This window comes from Edaphocola aurantiacus (assembly GCF_019797745.1).
Classification (GTDB): Bacteria; Bacteroidota; Bacteroidia; order Chitinophagales; family Chitinophagaceae; genus Edaphocola; species Edaphocola aurantiacus.
This window is the reverse complement of the sequence record NZ_VOSI01000003.1, coordinates 450,516-468,210: the sequence shown is the minus strand read 5'-3', so window position 1 is coordinate 468,210 and position 17,695 is coordinate 450,516. Positions and strand designations below refer to the sequence as shown.

Here is a 17,695-nt window from a genome sequence, read left to right as displayed (position 1 = left end):
ACATTTCTTCGCACACCAGAAAAGCACTTCAACTATTCCCAAAAATTGCCCGCAGGCGACAAAACCGGTATACCATCACCATTTGGGTTGGTATACCGGTTTAAGCGGTGCATGTTCCGGCAGGCAGCTTTAAGTAAAAAGTAAGCACATCCATCATATCAAAAGAAATGGAGCTTTAATATTTACCCATATTGCTTCTTGAGCAACTTAAGACTTACCCGGCTTCTGTACAATATACGGGTCGTTGAAATACTTACCAGGCTTCATGTACACTACATTGTGCTGAAAGTCCAGAACGGTATTAAAACGCTTGAGGACCTCATTACCCAGGATGTGAATATTCAGCCCTACTACAGGCTTATTCGCCGTCTGTACCTGTACCGGCACTTGTTTCAGTGTATATTTACCCAGGCGCAACTGATCAAGGTTTGCCGTAATAACCGGGATCTCATTGTTCCGTCCATCTCTCATTATTACCCTGTTCAGTTCCTTCATCTGAGCCGCAGGAAATTGCGTCTCTTTCAGCAGATCATTATCCAGCATAGCCGTACGCTGGTATCCGCTGTCGTAGAGGAACCAGAAAGGCAGCTTTGCCTTGCCCTGTTGCAGACTGCTTCGGACCAGAAATATATTATCTACATAATGCATCGGAAGCTGGCTATACTTTTTGTCGGAGGATATTCCTTGTGGCAACTGTCCGTGCACCACCATAATACCCTTATCGTAGTTCAGTTCCACGACATAACCGTCAAAGAGGTTCCAGCCGAAACGTCCTTCTGTACCATGTCCTGACAGCTTAGTGTCAGAGACCGTACTGGTATAATGCCGCGTACCAATCTGCAGATCATATGGCTTGCGGTACAGGTCCAAAGGCGTTTTTAGCTTTGCGATTGTTTCTTCCTTGAGTGTTATATCACTGGAACCGGTATCGAAATTGAGCCAGAGCGTATCTGTTCCGTTCAATACCGCCGCTATATACATGGTATTGTATTCGTTGATATACATCGGAATGGTATCATGCAGGGCAGGGTACTGCTGGCTGAAATCCAGTGATGCCGGACATTGTATGCGGGTCAGGCAGGAATCTTTATCATTCAGTAGCACGATGAAGTCCTTATGGGTACCGGGTTTCAGGGTAAAGGCAATAGAATCGCTGTCTGTTTTAAAACGGATCTGTTCTGGTCTTGCCATCTTGGGTGTTTCAAACACATCCAGTTTTTGAGCCGGTTCAATATTCCAGCGCCTGCCGGGACGATCCTGCATATAGATCGCCGCTTTGGCAGATGTCGCCCTGATCACTGGTAGTGATTCCTGTGCAAATGCAGGAGTGGATAAACTAATGAGGGTAGCAAGCATGGATGTTTTCATGTATAATCAGCTTATGGGAATGAATAATAGGATCAGGTAAAGTTAGTAAATGTTTGTATCACCATGTGGTGATAATTTGCTAATTTTTCCATTACGCCTTATGAACTCATACCCTGAGGCTATCAAGGGGTACATTCCCAGCCGTTCATATAAAAAAAACTGACTACCCGCATGTAGGCAACTCTTTTATTCGTCCTTTTGTCCGGCAACAAAAGGACCAAAAGTGCCTTTGTTTTCATCAAGGCGATTGCATAGCACCGTCATTTTGTACCGTTGCGTGCATTGATCGTTTGAGCTTAACATGTGATCCGTTCGGTGCTCAACGATCGCAGCTCCACTCCAAAATGGCTATCGCTGTGATGAAAACAATAAGCGATCCGTACAGAACAGATCGCTCGAACGGCCTTATAAATCCGGCGTTAAGAAAATCATTGGCTCGGTCGATAAAGTCGGAAACCACTGTCTGAGCGTAGCGAGTCTGGTTTGCGACCGGCCGACACATTGATTTTTAGCCAGGGATTTATACAGCCTTGATTTTTTGGCGCTACCTTTTGCATCAAGGCAAAAGGTAGCAAAAGATATAAATAGACTATTTAAATCATAATGCTAAACTTTGTTTCCTTTAAGCGGAATACTCAGTTAAAAAAAAATGCCTTTTTCTTTGATTACTTTGAAATACAAAGTACTTTTGAATTAGAAATTAAAACAAAGAATCATGAAAAAGTCAATAAATGTATCTCGTTCTGCCGGCATTGTAGGGCTGGTAACCTTATTACTCCTTGCTATTCCTTTTATCGCTATGCAGTTTACGGCTGAAGTAAACTGGGGTGTTGGAGACTTCCTGATTATGGGTGCACTCATTTTCAGTACCGGTATGGCCTATGTACTGCTGAGTAGCAGTATGCATATTATATTTAAGCTGGCCGCTGCTATGGCCGTGGGCACTACCTTCCTGATGATCTGGGCCAACCTGGCTGCAGGCTTAATCGGTGCCGGGCCCAATGCCGCTAACCTGATGTTTATCGCCGTAGTATTTATCCTTATTTTCGGTTCGGTCCGTTCCGGCTTTACAGCATCCGGAATGGAAAAGAGCATGTATGCCACAGCCCTGAGCCTGGCGGTACTGGCCGTGATCGCTTTACTGGGCAATATGGATCAGTATCCCGGCACCTCAGCCAAAGAGATTATTGGCATATGTGGTTTCTTTGCCGGGCTCTATGCCATAGCCGGAGCTTTGTTTCATTATGCGGGAAAGGGTAGGACGGTGCAGGGAATATAATTTTGTTATCGTCATGTCGGCCGTAATGGAGCCATCTCTATTGCTGTAGTATTTTCAGACTGCTCGACGCCGATCTACAATATTCGAAATGACGGGAAGGATACTTACGCTGAGGTATTTAAGTAATGAATAGGGCCGGAGATTCATCCGGCCCTATTCATTAGTAGAAATTATTTATGATCTTAAAATCTTCTCCATGGTCTTACCCTTGGCCAGTTCATCGACCAGCTTATCCAGGTAGCGTATCTGGCGTATGAGCGGATCCTCAATCTCCTCTACACGATAACCACAGATCATACCAGTGATCTTAACCGCATTCGGATTAATCTGCGGCGCCTGGGTAAAGAAAGTTTCTATATTGATTTTATGATCCAGCACTTCCTGCAATCCTTTAGCATCATAGCCCGTCAGCCAGAAAATGATCTCATCCAGTTCTTCTTTAGTACGGCCTTTCTTTTCCGCCTTAGCAATATAATGCGGGTATACCCCGGCAAAGGACATTTTATAGACGCGTTCAACGTTTTTTTCGTGCATGGTAGAATGTTTGAGTAAAGATACGAGACATATGCGATGCAATAAAAATTCCCTGAAATACTAGCATAAAAATAGGGAGATAAATCTCCCTATTTTTATGCTAGCTGGATTAAAATCCATGTAACTGCTTTTCCTCCATATGGGGGCATCGTGTTACCTTTAGCAATTGGAGCTGTCGTACTAGGACTACCTTGTACTTTCCAAACTCCACTTTCTGGACAGGTTTGACCTGTGCTGGCTGTTCTTCCTACTGCCATTTCTTAAATATTAATTTGTCCTCGAAAAATGAGAGCGAGAACTTTCTCTCTTTTAATTTGCGTTTGTAAAATATAATAGGTATAAATAATTTGAAACAGGAAAAACACCCATATATTCTCAGTAAAAAACACGTAAGATAGATTTTGCTTTAATTCCCTTTTGTTTCCCCTAATCTCTTTACCGCCCATTCCCCCTTCCAAAACAGGTGTTTTTACCCTTTTATGACAAAGGGCAGGATCGTACTTTGCTGAATAATTCACAAACTAAATAATTATTCTTCATGAACGCATTCAACAAACGATCCTCAAAAGAGGCTGCTTCCGGTGCTGTACCCGGATCTCAAAATAATCTGGACCCTTTATCACAGCCTACGGCCAATGATGTGCCTTGCTGGGATAGCGAAGGCAGCCTGGACATCGTAACCCAACGCCTCAAAGAAATGTTTGTGGAGATGGGGCAGAAGACCCGTATTGAAACGGGACAGAAGCCTGCTGAGCGCGCTGTGTTCCGTAAGCAACACGGAATAGCTTATGGTACCTTCACGGTAAACAAGGATATTAATCCGGCTTTTCGCAAGGGTATCTTTGCCGGTGATCACTATGAATGCGTAGTGCGCTTTTCGAGTGATACCGCACCTACGGCTCCGGACTTACATACCACGCTGGGACTGGGCTTGAAGCTGTTCGGTGTTGAAGGACCTAAACTGGAGGGAGAGGGCGATACTGCTGATTTCATCTTTCAGAATATAGACCGCTTTTTTGCCCGTGATGCACAGCAGATGTGCAGCTTTACCACTGCGGGGGTGATCGACCATAATTACGACGCCTATATTGACAAGCACCCTGAACTGGCGGAGATCCTCAATGCTATGAACAAGGTGGAGGCGAGCTGCCTCAGTGCCGGCTACTGGGCTATCCTGCCATTCAAACTGGGCGAAACGCAGATTGTAAAATACCGCCTGGTACCGGTAGATACGGACCGTGGCGCACCTGTAGATAATAATAATTACCTGGCCCTGGACCTGCAGCAACGCCTGCGCAATAAGCCGGCTACCTTCCGTTTCGAAATCCAGCTGCGTACCAATGACAACATGCTGATTAACGATGCGCAACAGGTATGGAGCGTGGAGGAGAGTCCTTATATCGCGATTGCAGAACTGCACCTGCCACAGCAGGATATCTGCGCGATCGGTCAGCCCGAATTCGGCAGCAATCTTGCCTTTAATATCTGGCGCACTTTGGCGGAGCATGAGCCCTTAGGTTCGATTGCCCATGTACGTAAAACGGTATATGCAGCCAGTGCGGAGGCACGTCATCAGGCGAATGGTCAGCAATTGCAGGAACCCAACATCGTCAACCCTAAATTTGAGGGCAATACCGATGAGGATAGCGAGTGTATTGTTACCGCAGGCATTTATCCGCCGATTGGCGTAATGCGCGTGGGTAATAGTGAAAGAGAATATTTTATCGGACCATTGGTTGATGAGCCGGAGGTAAAAACCGATGATTATGCCTATCGTGACCATACCGGTGCGCTGAAGCGCCAGGCGGCACAATTCCGAATCTATGGCTTCAATGCTGCAGGTAAGGCTGTGAAAGAGCTGACAGCCGATAATGCCGAGATTATCTGGCACAGTCATCTGGCCAATCAGAAATCATCCTGGTACCAGTTCCAGATGGCGCTGGACATCCCGGACGCAGCTACTGCACCGGCTTCTATGCTACGCAATATCAATGTGGCCGATCGTAAATCGTTGCTGATTGATGGCGGGGCGCGTTCGGTAAAAGGCAAGAATATTAACAGTGGTCATGAATTTAATGGAGAATTCCAGGGCATACCGGTTTACCTGGGCGAGATGCACACGGATGATAAAGGCCGTCTGGTGATGCTGGGCGGACGTGGGGTAGCGGCCAATGTGGACGGCGATATTGCCATCACTTTTGCCAATAATGAAGGCTGGTACGATGATATTTCTGATGGTCCGGTTACCGCCGAAGTAACCTATGGCGGTGTGGCCCTGAAAGTAGATCCAGCCTGGGTAATCTGTGCTCCGCCGGATTATGCACCCATGCAAAAATCGGTACGCACCATGTGGGATTTGATGCGCGATGTAGCCATTACTGCAGGTATGATGCCGCGTCCGGCTCGTCCTTCTTTCACTAAAGATATCCTGCCGATATTTCAGCGTATGACCGATCTGCAATGGGTGAATGCCGGTTTTGCCGCAGCCTTTGGCTGGGGTGGTCAGTTTGACTATACTACGACCCAATGGATCAAAAAACTGAACGATCCTTCTGCGGCCAATATGGAAATGCGCCGTACGATTTCTAACAATTTCCGCCGTTACGATGTATCCGGTGCCGAAGCTCCACAGCTCTGGCCTTGGTTGTATGGCGATGCCATCAGCATCCCAACACAGGGTTCGGTACGCCAGCATGCAGCCTTATCTCCCTTACAATTATCCTTCCTGGATCAATGGGTTAAAGGTGACTTCGATGCCGACTTTATCGACCGCACCGGTTGTCCGCATGTACCGGAACCTATGACTATAGATAAACTTCCGGTGGCCGATCAGCCCGATATGCTCACCAAAGCCGCTATGGACTTCTGTCTGGCCGATGCCTTCCACCCGGGTTGTGAAATGACCTGGCCGGTGCGCAGTGCGGGTATGTATATGGCACCGTTCCGATTCAAGCATGCGCCCAAAACACCTCCGGTGAACTCCTGGTATTATGGCCCGGTAATGAACAGCGATGTATTTACCCTGGCCAAAGGCCCTTTAATAGGCGGACAGGTTGCTGGTGGCATTACCCGCTGGATGGCCATTCCATGGCAGACCGATACCGCTAGTTGCCGCGATGGATATACTTCTTCATACGATCCTTATGTGCCTACCTTCTGGCCGGCAAGGGTACCGAATAATATCCTGGACGAGACACGTTATCACGAGACCATGGACCCTAATATGTCTGAAGAGACCCGCCGCCTGGCCTTTGCCTACCGTGCTGCCTGGCTCAATGATCTGCCACTGGACGGACAAGCGCCGAATTATACCAACCAGATCAATTCCATGATCAAGTACTTTGACAAACTGGCCATCGTACAGCCACGTCCGGGTGTGCCTGGTAATCCTTACTTCCCGGCACAGATGCAGGTGGGTATTGTACCGAATGCTGCACAGGATCAGGCACTGCTGGAAGAGTCTATGGCCGAACTGCAAGGTATTATTGCCCGTAAAGGTGCAAGCCCTGCTACAAGAACACTGCTGGGTACTGTGGTGGATCATCTGTCTACCGAAAACCTGCTCAATGAGCAAGACCTGGTGAGTACAGCCAAAGATCAGCTGGAAGCCCTGGCTGAGCATATGCTGGAGACCGATTATAAATCTACTCCTGCGGTACAGAAACTGCTCAAACTGCTGGCTACGAAAGAACCGAAACCGGTAACCGTGAAACCGGAGCTACCGAAGAAAGTCGGTGCCGGCGTACGCGAGCTCGATCGTTTCACCAATTTCGTACCCGATACCCGCAATTAATGAATGTTATAAACAACAAAAACAAAGCAGAAATAGTGATCATCGGAGGGGGCGTGGCCGGCTGTACAGCCGCTATCGCCCTCTCCGGGCACTATAATGTCGTGCTGATCGATAAGCTGGCGGCGCCTGTAGCGCGCGTTGGTGAATGTCTGCCACCTGCTGCCCGGCGCATCTTCAGGCGACTGGGTCTGCCCGAAAACTGGGCACAGGATGGGGCAGGGCAGGTCTCCTCGATTAATAGTATGGGCATACAATCCTACTGGGGCAGCGATCGTGTGCAGATTGCAGATCACCTGCGCAATCCCGATGGATTTGGCTGGCACCTGGACAGACAGGCCTTTGAAGTATATCTGCGCAAAACCGCCCTGGAGCGGGGCGTACAGGCCATCTGGCCTGCAAAACTGCATAGTGCACACTATGAGCAGCAGCGCTGGCATATTACGACTGTAGATGATATGGCCTTAAACGGCAGGGAAATGCATCATATAGAAGCCAGACTGGTGATCGATGCCAGTGGCCGGTCATCACACTTTGCCCGTAAAGCCGGTGTGGCGCGACAAATACAAGACAAACTGATTTCCTGCTGGGCTGTATTGCCCGATAAGGAAGACCATAAACTAAGCACCATTTCTGCAGCTGCCAATGGCTGGTGGTATAGTTCCGCCTTACCCGGAAATAAGCGGGTGCTGGCTTTCCAGACCGATGCTGACCTGGTCGACCGTGCGGCACTCCGCAACACCAGCGGTTACCTGGATCTGACACAGGACAATCCACAGATCAGCGCCTTACTGGAGCGTGTTGATGGCGCTATTGATTATAGAGGCACTGTAGCCGCCAATTCCAGTTGCCTGGAACAGTTCGCCGGGCCGCAATGGGTAGCCCTGGGCGATGCCGCCATGAGCTTCGATCCCTTATCCTCACAAGGTATGTACAATGCCATGGCCGGAGCCATGCAGCTGACCGAACTGATACAGCAGACCCAGGTACTGACAGAACATAATTTAAAAAACCTTGACTTATTCCATACTACATACACCAACCAAATGAATGCCATTTGGCAGCAATATCTGCGGCATAAGGATCTCTTTTACCGTCAGGAGCGGAGATGGAGTGGGGAAGCGTTTTGGAGGAGGAGGGGTATGTTTTAGTGACGGAGCTAAATAATAATAACAGATCAATCTTTACATATCATGTTTATAAAAAATGGTGAAAGCCTGCGCAGGTTTTGCGGGGTAGGGGCTTTACTTATTTTGAGTGCGTGAGGGATAGCAGCGGATATCCCGCTGAAGATAGATTATTACGATGTTTAAAAGCTTGTTATGCCAATTCTGGAGATGTGACTCGCATATTTATTACCAAGCATATCCATTATTTCCTTCTTTAAAATAAACAATGGCTGCCCCAAACGAGGATCATCTGGTTTTGCTCCAAAAACATAATTAAGATTAAGCCAAATATGATAATTAGAGCCATTGTGATTGAAACTGCATCCTCCTAGGTGATAACAAGCTTCTGGCCTGCTTTTTAAATTTAAATCAAGTTCAATGTTTGAATTCAAATTTGAAGTTAATACACCCAAAATATACTTATTGATTCTCTCTTTTTTATTTGAATAGTCACATGCAGCACTAATTTCAACTGCAATTAATTTTGAATTTTGTAAAATAGAAGTTTTTCTGGCTTGATGTGTTGCATTACCTTCCTTAATTGCCAATAATTTGGTTATCCAAACGTCAATATCAGCAATATTGAACGAATCCAATGTAGCATGAACAGCTTTGTCAATCTCTAATAAGCAACCACGAACATCCTTTGAATGACCGTTGAAGTCTTCTATATGATAAAAAGTATTTACTTTATTCTGAATTTCATTATCTGGGCTTACCAGGTCACCAACTTTAGTGGCCCCATTTAATTGTTTAACTATTTGATTCCAGTCCAATGAACTTTCACTATTTAAAAATTCATAATTCACCACAGGCATTAAACCCTCATACACTGCTTTTTTAGGGTTTTCTTTTGCGTGCTGAAAACCTAAAGCTGAAGCTGCAATTTTTGATAAAACTTTATCCAAATTTTCAAACACTTGTATGCTTTCTCCCCATTTATCACTTTTAGGCAAAATACTATATAGTCTATTGAGTGTATTTTCGCCTGCAATACGTGCGTTATCTTCCAGATCAAATAAAAACTTTATCCTATTGTCTGCATTAAGCATTTCAAGTACAGTTTCGGCTAAATTTTTACCGCTACCATCAATGTTATATTCAGCTTTGTCAATACTCTCTATAAGAATGGGCGATGCTGTATCTTTGAAGCCTCTTTCGTCGTCTTGCATGAAAAGCTTAAATGCATTAACCACTTTTTTATTTGCGGTCCAGAAAATTAAAACATAAGGACCATTATCTTTTGCTATATAAAGATTTATTGCATCTGCTAATGCATTAAAGACACTAGAATTATGTTTTAAAATATCTTCATCAGAATCATATGCTGTGTCTACCGCTATTTCAGTTAGGTTGATATCAAAAAAGGCAATTCTCACATTTTTTAATGGCTCATCGTAGGTGGGATCATATAAAAAAGTACGACAGCCTAAACCATTTTCAAAAAATGATTTTCCAAGTATTTCTAATTGTTCCTTTATATTATCAACGATGATTATTTTATTTTGCTTTTCTAACATTTTTTTCTGGTTTATTTGGGGAATACTAAAACAATACAAGCTCCATTATATGCTGCAGGAATTTCGAGGTCGGATGCATCAGGAAAGATAAGTTTGCCGCCAATCATATTCATTACAAGATCAGCAAAATACAAACCTAATCCCATGCCTCCTTCTTTTTTGGTTTTAAAAGGTTGAGTAAGGTATTCCGGCTCTACTGAAAAACCAGGGCCGTTATCACATACAATAATAGCGGGGCCTTCAAATGTATAGAGATCAGTTCCTATATAAATCGCAGGCTTATAGGATTTGTCGTTTCGTTGCTGATCCCGCTTTGATCTTGCCCAATATATGGCATTATCTATTAGATTGGAAACAGCAGATATCAGAAGATTCGTAGGTACTTTAACATTGAAGTCTTCGTTTTCTCCGGTCAATACAGGACAAGAAAAAATTATTTTGTGATAAGCAAATCTGTTCTCATTACGTCTTTTGGCTATTTCCAGAATTTTCTTAGCAGAAGATAACGCAGGTTTATTTTGCCTTAGGATAGGCGATAAACTTTCGAGAATCTGAATCAAATTTCTAACTTTATCTTTTACTCCGTTTATGTCTATATGATCGGCATTTAGGTCTGCATTAATAAATCTTATTTCTCTGTCAACTTCATGAAAGGCTATACCTAAGTTCAATCCGGTCATACCAGAGTTCACCATTATATCGCGCATTTCTGTATAGTCTTTATCAACACGGGTTAGCAGAGGCTTTAGTTCTTTTTCAAGATTCTTATCTTTAATTTTCTCTTCAAGCTCTTTTATAGTTTCGCTAAAACCTACTTTTTTTATTGGCCTTGTTCCCTGAATATACTCTTCAACTAAATCTTTATCCCTCTCTGCCTCTCTTTCAAAAAAATTATAGACTTCTTTGGTTAAAAGATGGAAGCGATTATAGGTTTCATTATCAGTAAAGCCTTCCCGGTTTGTTTTTTCAACTAAACCTTCGTTACTGCTTTTCAAATCCAATTCAATAGCTCCTACGGTTACTTTTTTTCCAAAGTGATCTCCAGTTCTTTGTATTTTATCTAAATCAAGTCCAAGCCAGTCATCATAAGGTTCTCCGTAATTATATACTCTTATATTATCACGAAATATTTTAACGCCTGAATTTTCTTTGATAAACTGTTTTACTGCATTAACCTGTCCTCCGAAATTCTGTTTTAATATAACAGAGCTTTGATTAAACACAAAAAAATTTCCTTTGAAAGTACCTATTCCTTTTAGGTCTTTATTTCTCAGAAACATACAATAATCCTCTTCACCATCAATTTCCTTAAATAACTCCCCAATGTGAAAATCAGTAGTTTCTCTGTTTCTTGATATTCTCTTATCAACCTTTATTTGCACAGGTGGATTAAAATAATAAAGCCATATGAATTTTGCAAAATCATCAGGGTTTTCGCTGCTAACTTTAACCTTAAAAGAGAATTTATAAAGGCTGTCGTTTAATATATTCGTAGTACCAGCTACCTCGTTTATCCATTCCTGATGAAAATCGTTTGCTTTAATTTTAATATTAAAATCCGGATTAGGTGTAAAAGGATTTTTAATATTTTCTATTTTTCTTACTAAGTCTTTCAGTGCCTTCTTTGTCCACCTTTTTGTTGTCAGATTATCTAAAATAATTCTTGTGCCTTTACCCTTGGGGAAAGATATTCCTGAAACCGTTTGTATATTTACTTCTAGCTCTTGGATAAATTCTTTTGATGCTATTAATTCAGCCCAATCAATTATCAGACGACTAGCGAGAGCCTCACCTTCTGCCTGTGTTTCAAGAGTAATTTTTTTGGCCAATTTATGAACAGCTAGCCGTCCAACACCTTTGTTACCAAATGAAACTCTTTTATACTTTTCACTTTCCTTTCTGTTTTTGCCTCTTTTAAAGTCTGTGCCAATAGTCAACCATACATCTTGAATAACGGAATTATTCATACCATGTCCGTCGTCCTCAATGATTATTTGCTGATTTTCCTGATTTAAGTCTATAAATTCGACAGTAACATTTTCAGCATCGGCATCATAAGCATTTTTCACTAACTCAAAAATAGCGAGGCTATCACTACCTATAAGTTCATCACCCAATAGGCTTAGGATATGACTCTTGGCTTTTATGTTATGTTTTTTAGAATCTGTCATAATAATATTTCTCTCACTTTATTTGCAATCTCATATGCCATTAATGGAGGTACAGCATTGCCTATTTGTTTAAATGCAGGAGTACGGTTAATGCCATCTTTTACACCTTCAAAAAAGTAATCATCCGGGAAAGATTGTAACCTTGCGGCTTCACGAATCGTAATTGAACGATTTTGTTCTATATCGGGATGTATATAATAATGACCATCCTTGGCAATATGTGCAACCACAGTCTGCGAAAAAGGTTCATTTGGTGCCACTACTTTAAACCTGTCAAAAAATGAACTCCTGTTTTGGTGTGTCTTTAATTTTTCCGGCAGATCGTTATAATTTAACCGGGCTTTTTCGGTATTCCATTTTTGTACTGCAATACGATATATCTCTTTATCCTGATCTGTATGAGGACGAGCAATATGCTGTGTAAGAATGTCTATACCATTGCGTATTGCTTTCCCTGAAAGGTACTCGTTGGTTTTTGAACTATAATTAAGATATCTACTACCTTCTCCTGCCTGTATTTTAGGCAGATCGTTGAACAGAGATTGTACTGTATGAGCTGTAGCCATCTTAACCATTTCAAGATCTGGCACTTCTATATCCAGCTCACTTTTCCAGCCAATTATAATAATACGTTTTCTGTTTTGTAAAACCCCAAAATCATTGGCCTCTAACCGGAACACCTTCATATCATAGCCTTTTTTAAGAAAAAGCTTTCTCATATTTTCGAGATAAACACCTTTTCCGGCAGATAACAGGCCCAGGACATTTTCAAATACAAACATTTTGGGTTTATATCTTTCCAGGTATTTCCCATATTGTACATACAGGTAATTTCTCTTGTCTCCTTTCATCCCGTTCTTTGAACGCGCACGTCCAGCTAACGAGTAAGCCTGGCAGGGTGGGCCACCAATAATTAAATCAACTTCTTCGTCTTTTAACTGTTTTTCTATAGCTTTATGAATAGCAGGATTATTTTCAGCACCAACAGGAAGATTAATAACAGAGCCCAGGAACTCTGCAGGTATTCTACTATAAAGTTCTTTTCTTGATATCTCTCCTTTAAGGTAAGAAACATATTCTGAAAAGCGGTTTTCTGATTTCAGATAATGATATGCTACACGGGTTTGCAGTGTATAGCACGCTGCTTTATCCATTTCCACATGGGCCACAGGTTTAAAGCCCGCACGGATAAATCCCTCGGACAAACCACCGGCACCGGCAAACAGATCAATATATTTAAGACTCATTGTTTTGTTTAAACGTTTTCATTAGATTTTGTAATGTGTCATCCAGCTTACCGGGCTTAAGCTCACATTCCCACACTACTATTACTTTCCAGCCCAGTTGCTGTAGCCTCGCAATACTATCTGCATCCTTTCGGATATTGCCATTTATTTTGGTAAGCCACCATTCTGTTTTTGTTTTAGGTACCACATAATATTTGCAACCTTCGTGCCCATGCCAGAAACAACCATGTATAAACAGCACTGTTTTGTACTTAGGAAAAACTATGTCTGGTTTACCCGGTAGCGTTTTATCATGCAGTTTATAGCGTAATCCTTTCGAAAACAAAAATTTACGCACCAGCATTTCAGGTTTGGTATCCTTGCCCTTTATGCGGCTCATATTAAAACTTCTTATCTCTTTAGAGTGTACATCGGCCATATGTAAGTCTCCAGTAATAAAATTAAAATATATTTCAGGTACAAAAACGTGAAATATACTGTTTTTTTATCCGTTTTTTTTACTTGTTATTTTTACTCCCAGATTCTCATTTAATAACAGTTTCATATATACAAATACAATTCAACTATTCATGATTAAGATGTAAGAGCATTTTCCATTGCATTGTTAACTAGGCTACATTTGTTGTACTTTGTAAGCAACATTTTCGTAATTATTTCGAAAATTCAAAAAATTAATAAGGGCAAATTTAATTATTTTTACAGCTGTAAAATACACATTATAGGGAAGCTGGCAAACTCTTATATTTCTCTGTATGGGTGTTTAATTATACAGCATTAATATTATTTCCACTCCTTGTCCTATAATTTACATTATGTTAAGTAATGAATTATAAAACACCACTCCTATACCTTTCCATACGCTAATCTTCTGTATTGCCCTACAGCCACCTCTAACTACATCTCAGTGCTGTTTCTAAAAGCTCCTGCTTACTATTTCCAATTTTACTTTTTCATTATGAGATTAAACTCACCTTTTGTTGTATTATTGTGTGGTATGAAGTCTGTATTCTTTTCATTTTTGTTCCTGTGCGGCACTACAGTGTTGTATGCGCAGAAGCCTGCACTGAAATCTGCTGTGGTGACTATTGGTGTATCTGCCCTGATTGAATCTAATGAGCTTTGGGTGTATATACACGAAGAGCCTGAAGATGCTTTTGTGGTGGTGGATTCTTTCAAAGCTGATGCGGAGCTGGTAAAACTACTGCGACAAGGTCGCGTACCTAAGAAACCGATTGATACAGTTACACTGCAGGTCAAGCAGAAATATCCTAAAGCGGAAGGGATTATTATCCGGGAGCGCAAATTGGAAGGTGATGAACAGGTGATGGTATTTATGTTCAAGTAAGCTACTTAACATAATATAGAAGGCTCCCCTTTAGAAACATTTTAAATTCATTTCCCGGTGTCTGATTGCTACCTTTTGCTCTTATGGTAATTAAATGAGGAGATTTCCCGACGTCGCTACGCTGTGCTCGAAATGACGAGGAGGATAAAGTCTGTTATGCGTGAAAAAGACTGTTTCGTAACGCCGGATTTATAAGGCCATCCTAAGCGATCTGTACGGTACGGATCGCTTTCTTGTTTTCATCACAGCGATAGCACCCTTCGATGTCCTCAGGGTACGATATCGGACGCAAAAAAATATGCCACAGGAACGTTTTACGGCTCTGCAGCATATTTTTTTCGAGGCAATATTTTTGATTATGCCAGTTTCTGTGGCGGCTCCATAATGGTGCCACACTCTGTGCAGGTACGTTTTGCTTCGTCTGCATAAAAGGCATTCATTACCGGCGGTAACTGCGTTACGATATCGGCTACCGGCAGGAATTCTTCGTATAACTTATGAGAACAGTTCTCGCAATACCAGGCAAAAGAATCGAGCATGGTATCGGGACGAACGCGTTCAATTACCAGGCCTACTGTATTGGGTCCGCGCTGCGGTGAGTGTGGTACACGTGCCGGCAGCAGGAACATATCCCCTTCCTTAATTTCAATAGGTACGATCTTTCCGTCTTCAATGATGCGTACCACTACATCGCCTTCCAGCTGATAAAACAGCTCTTCTGTTTCGTTGTAGTGAAAGTCTTTACGGCTGTTGGGGCCTCCTACGACCATTACGATAAAATCATCTACCTGCTTGTACACTTGCTGATTACCTACCGGTGGTTTCAGCAGGTGACGGTGTTCATCGATCCATTTGTTCAGGTTAAAGGGACGCTGTATAGCCATAATATCTTTAGGTATGCTTTATGAATATTGAATGCTTAAAGGTAATGCTTTTTTTATATTTCCGTTTATCCTTTACGGAAAATCCATTTGCCCACTTCCTTAAAGGTTACTTTCTTACCATACATCAGGATACCGGTACGGTAGATCTTTCCGGCCATTGCGGTGGTACCGATGAAACCCAGTACCAGACAGGCTGCGGAGGTGAGCAACTGCCAGGTCGGTACGCCAAACGGTATACGCGCCATCATCACAATCGGTGAGGTCAGCGGGAAGATACTGCCAAATACGGCCATACCACTGTTGGGGTCTTTGATCACTGCAGTCATCAGGATAAAGCTGAAGATAATCGGTAACGTAATGATGGTGGTAAACTGCTGTGCATCCTGCTGATCTTCGTTTACCAGGCTACCCACTGCTGCAAACAATGCTGCGTACAGGAAGTATCCGCCCAGGAAATAAAAGATAAACCAGCCTGCAATACTGAACCAGTTGATGCCACCCAGTGTGGTACTGATCATCTGCATCATTTCGGCCTTACCGCTACCCTGTGCAGCTTGTGCGATCTGTGTAGCCTGCTGTGCATCGATCTTTCCGGTCATCATAGATCCGAATCCGATAAAGATTACGCCCAGGAATACAACCCAGATCAATACCTGTGTGAGTCCTACCAGGGCTACGCCTACAATCTTACCCATCATGAGCTGGAATGGTTTTACAGAGCTGATGATGATCTCTGCAATGCGATTGGTTTTTTCTTCCATCACACTGCGCATCACACTCATGCCATAAAGGAGCATAAAGAAGTATAAAAGGAAGCCGGATACGGTAGAGATCCCACTGGCAATAGCAGAGTTAGATTTTTTCTCCTCCTGCCCTACTTTGTTTTCAAATGTAAGTGTGGAGCGGCTTGCGGCTTCATACTGCTGCTGATTGATACCCGCGCTTTGCAGGCGTTCGTTACGCAACTGATCATTCATCTGATCAGACAGTTCGTTTTCTACTTCGATACCGAGTTGCTCGTTACTGAAAATATTTACCGTCTGTTTCTGTTGGATGTCGAATGCCGGCACATATACCAGAGCATCGAACTCCCCTGCTTTTAACTGGTTCTTCAGGGAATCGAGCGGACTAAGACTGAATTCGAAAGCAATATTCTTGGTTGATTTTATTTTATTGACGAAGTGATGGCTGTCATCAACAATCTTAACGGTTTTTGCGCTGGAGCTCTTTACGGTCAGGTAAGTGGTCAGTGCACTGAAACCGATGAATAATAAGGGTAATAATAAGGTGGTAATGATAAAAGAGCGTTTCTTGACACGGGTCAGGTATTCGCGTTTTATAATGATTCCTGTTTTCATTGGAAGTATTGTTTAAAGGGAAACTTAATTGCTGTCAAAAGGACGGGCTGTCGGTGTAGTACCAACCAGGCGTATAAAGATCTCGTTCAGTGAAGGCAGGTGCTCCTGAAATGCCAGGATATTGTTCTGCTGCTGGATGTAATGCAGTAACACATCATTGGCCGAACGCTCTGCCGGTAACTGGAAACGTAAGGTATTTTCCTTGCGATCCAGCACGGTAATATCTGCTGGTACCGTCTGCGCGGGTTGAGACAGGTGCAGGTTGAAGATATGTTCTTTATAATCCTGTTTTATCTGGTATACGCTACCGTCGAGCAGTTTGTGTCCGAGGTTGATGAGTACGATCTTGTCGCAGATCTCTTCTACCTGCTCCATACGGTGGGTACTGAAGATAATGGTGGTCCCTTCTTTGGCCAGGCGGAAGATCTCATTTTTGATCACCTCTGCATTAACCGGGTCCAGTCCGCTAAACGGTTCGTCCAGGATCAGGAGTTTCGGCTCATGAATTACCGTAGCAACGAACTGCAGTTTCTGGCTCATCCCTTTACTCAGGTCTTCCACCTTTTTGTTCCACCAGCTGCCCATCTCCAGGCGCTCGATCCAGTATTTGGCCCGCTTAATAGCCTCTTCTTTGCTCAGGCCTTTCAGCTGTGCCAGGTAGAGAATGTGCTCCCCTACTTTCATTTTTTTATATAAGCCACGCTCCTCGGGCATATAGCCGATCATGGCTGTATTTTTCAATCCTTCAAACGGCTCTCCGTCCAGGGTAATGGAGCCGGAATCCGGGTAAAAGATACCGGTGATCATGCGCAGGAGGGTGCTCTTCCCTGCCCCGTTCGGTCCCAGCAATCCGAAGATGCTGCCACGTTCAATATCAAAACTAATGTCGTCTACAGCCTTATGTGCAGCGTACGATTTGCTCAGGTTACGAACAGAAAGTAAAATGTTGTTGTCTTGCATTATGCGTAAATCCTTAGTGTACAGAATAAATCTTATTGCGCGATGGCAATCACTCAAAGATAGCGGAGAA

At 43.1% G+C, this 17,695-nt stretch carries 13 protein-coding genes; 4 read left to right on the top strand and 9 right to left on the bottom strand.

All coding sequences use genetic code 11. The features are described 5' to 3' along the window. Window positions 1-207: 207 nt before the first annotated feature. On the bottom strand, window positions 208-1,368 hold the full coding sequence (locus tag FTD44_RS10750) for a pepsin/retropepsin-like aspartic protease family protein (protein WP_222166444.1): 1,161 nt from the start codon (window positions 1,366-1,368) through the stop codon (window positions 208-210). Between the two features lie 715 nt (window positions 1,369-2,083). Between FTD44_RS10750 and FTD44_RS10745 the strand changes: the two genes are divergently transcribed. After that, window positions 2,084-2,647 (top strand): hypothetical protein, encoded by a 564-nt coding sequence (locus tag FTD44_RS10745; protein ID WP_222166443.1) that lies wholly within the window; start codon window positions 2,084-2,086, stop codon window positions 2,645-2,647. Between the two features lie 174 nt (window positions 2,648-2,821). Here the strand turns inward: FTD44_RS10745 and FTD44_RS10740 are convergent, their stop codons facing one another. Continuing rightward, a complete protein-coding gene (locus FTD44_RS10740; protein ID WP_222166442.1) occupies window positions 2,822-3,181 on the bottom strand; it encodes a DUF2200 domain-containing protein in 360 nt (119 codons plus the stop codon). Window positions 3,182-3,719: 538 nt separating this feature from the next. On the opposite strand from FTD44_RS10740, the gene FTD44_RS10735 reads away from it, so the two are divergent. Continuing rightward, on the top strand, window positions 3,720-6,974 hold the full coding sequence (locus FTD44_RS10735) for a LodA/GoxA family CTQ-dependent oxidase (protein ID WP_222166441.1): 3,255 nt from the start codon (window positions 3,720-3,722) through the stop codon (window positions 6,972-6,974). Then, the gene (locus FTD44_RS10730; protein ID WP_222166440.1) at window positions 6,974-8,122 is read left to right on the top strand and encodes an NAD(P)/FAD-dependent oxidoreductase; all 1,149 of its coding nucleotides are present in this window, start codon (window positions 6,974-6,976) and stop codon (window positions 8,120-8,122) included. Before FTD44_RS10735 ends, FTD44_RS10730 begins: the two co-directional genes overlap by 1 nt. A 158-nt stretch (window positions 8,123-8,280) precedes the next feature. On the opposite strand, the gene FTD44_RS10725 is transcribed toward FTD44_RS10730, so the two are convergent. Genes FTD44_RS10725 through FTD44_RS10710 form a run of 4 tightly spaced genes read right to left on the bottom strand, consistent with a single transcriptional unit; the run spans window position 8,281 to window position 13,496 of the window. Then, window positions 8,281-9,660, bottom strand: a complete 1,380-nt coding sequence (locus FTD44_RS10725; protein WP_222166439.1) for a hypothetical protein — start codon at window positions 9,658-9,660, stop codon at window positions 8,281-8,283. A gap of 11 nt (window positions 9,661-9,671) precedes the next feature. Further along, window positions 9,672-11,831 carry an ATP-binding protein gene (locus tag FTD44_RS10720; protein WP_222166438.1) on the bottom strand — a complete coding sequence of 720 codons (2,160 nt, stop codon included), beginning with the start codon at window positions 11,829-11,831 and terminating at the stop codon, window positions 9,672-9,674. Then, entirely contained in the window at window positions 11,828-13,078 is a 1,251-nt protein-coding gene (locus tag FTD44_RS10715) for a DNA cytosine methyltransferase (protein WP_222166437.1), read from the bottom strand. Before FTD44_RS10715 ends, FTD44_RS10720 begins: the two co-directional genes overlap by 4 nt. Continuing rightward, on the bottom strand, window positions 13,068-13,496 hold the full coding sequence (locus FTD44_RS10710) for a very short patch repair endonuclease (protein WP_222166436.1): 429 nt from the start codon (window positions 13,494-13,496) through the stop codon (window positions 13,068-13,070). The genes FTD44_RS10715 and FTD44_RS10710 overlap by 11 nt, the downstream gene beginning before the upstream one ends. Before the next feature lie 537 nt (window positions 13,497-14,033). Between FTD44_RS10710 and FTD44_RS10705 the strand changes: the two genes are divergently transcribed. Beyond that, entirely contained in the window at window positions 14,034-14,423 is a 390-nt protein-coding gene (locus FTD44_RS10705) for a hypothetical protein (protein ID WP_222166435.1), read from the top strand. Between the two features lie 356 nt (window positions 14,424-14,779). Here FTD44_RS10705 and FTD44_RS10700 read toward each other — a convergent pair whose 3' ends face one another. The 3 genes from FTD44_RS10700 to FTD44_RS10690 form a co-directional block, all read right to left on the bottom strand. After that, window positions 14,780-15,307, bottom strand: coding sequence for a 3-hydroxyanthranilate 3,4-dioxygenase (locus tag FTD44_RS10700; RefSeq protein WP_202616051.1), 528 nt, complete (start codon window positions 15,305-15,307; stop codon window positions 14,780-14,782). A gap of 65 nt (window positions 15,308-15,372) precedes the next feature. After that, window positions 15,373-16,665: an ABC transporter permease gene (locus tag FTD44_RS10695; protein WP_129021466.1), complete on the bottom strand. Its 1,293-nt coding sequence runs from the start codon at window positions 16,663-16,665 to the stop codon at window positions 15,373-15,375. A 24-nt stretch (window positions 16,666-16,689) separates the two neighbouring features. Next, window positions 16,690-17,625, bottom strand: a complete 936-nt coding sequence (locus FTD44_RS10690) for an ABC transporter ATP-binding protein (protein ID WP_222166434.1) — start codon at window positions 17,623-17,625, stop codon at window positions 16,690-16,692. Window positions 17,626-17,695: the final 70 nt, after the last annotated feature.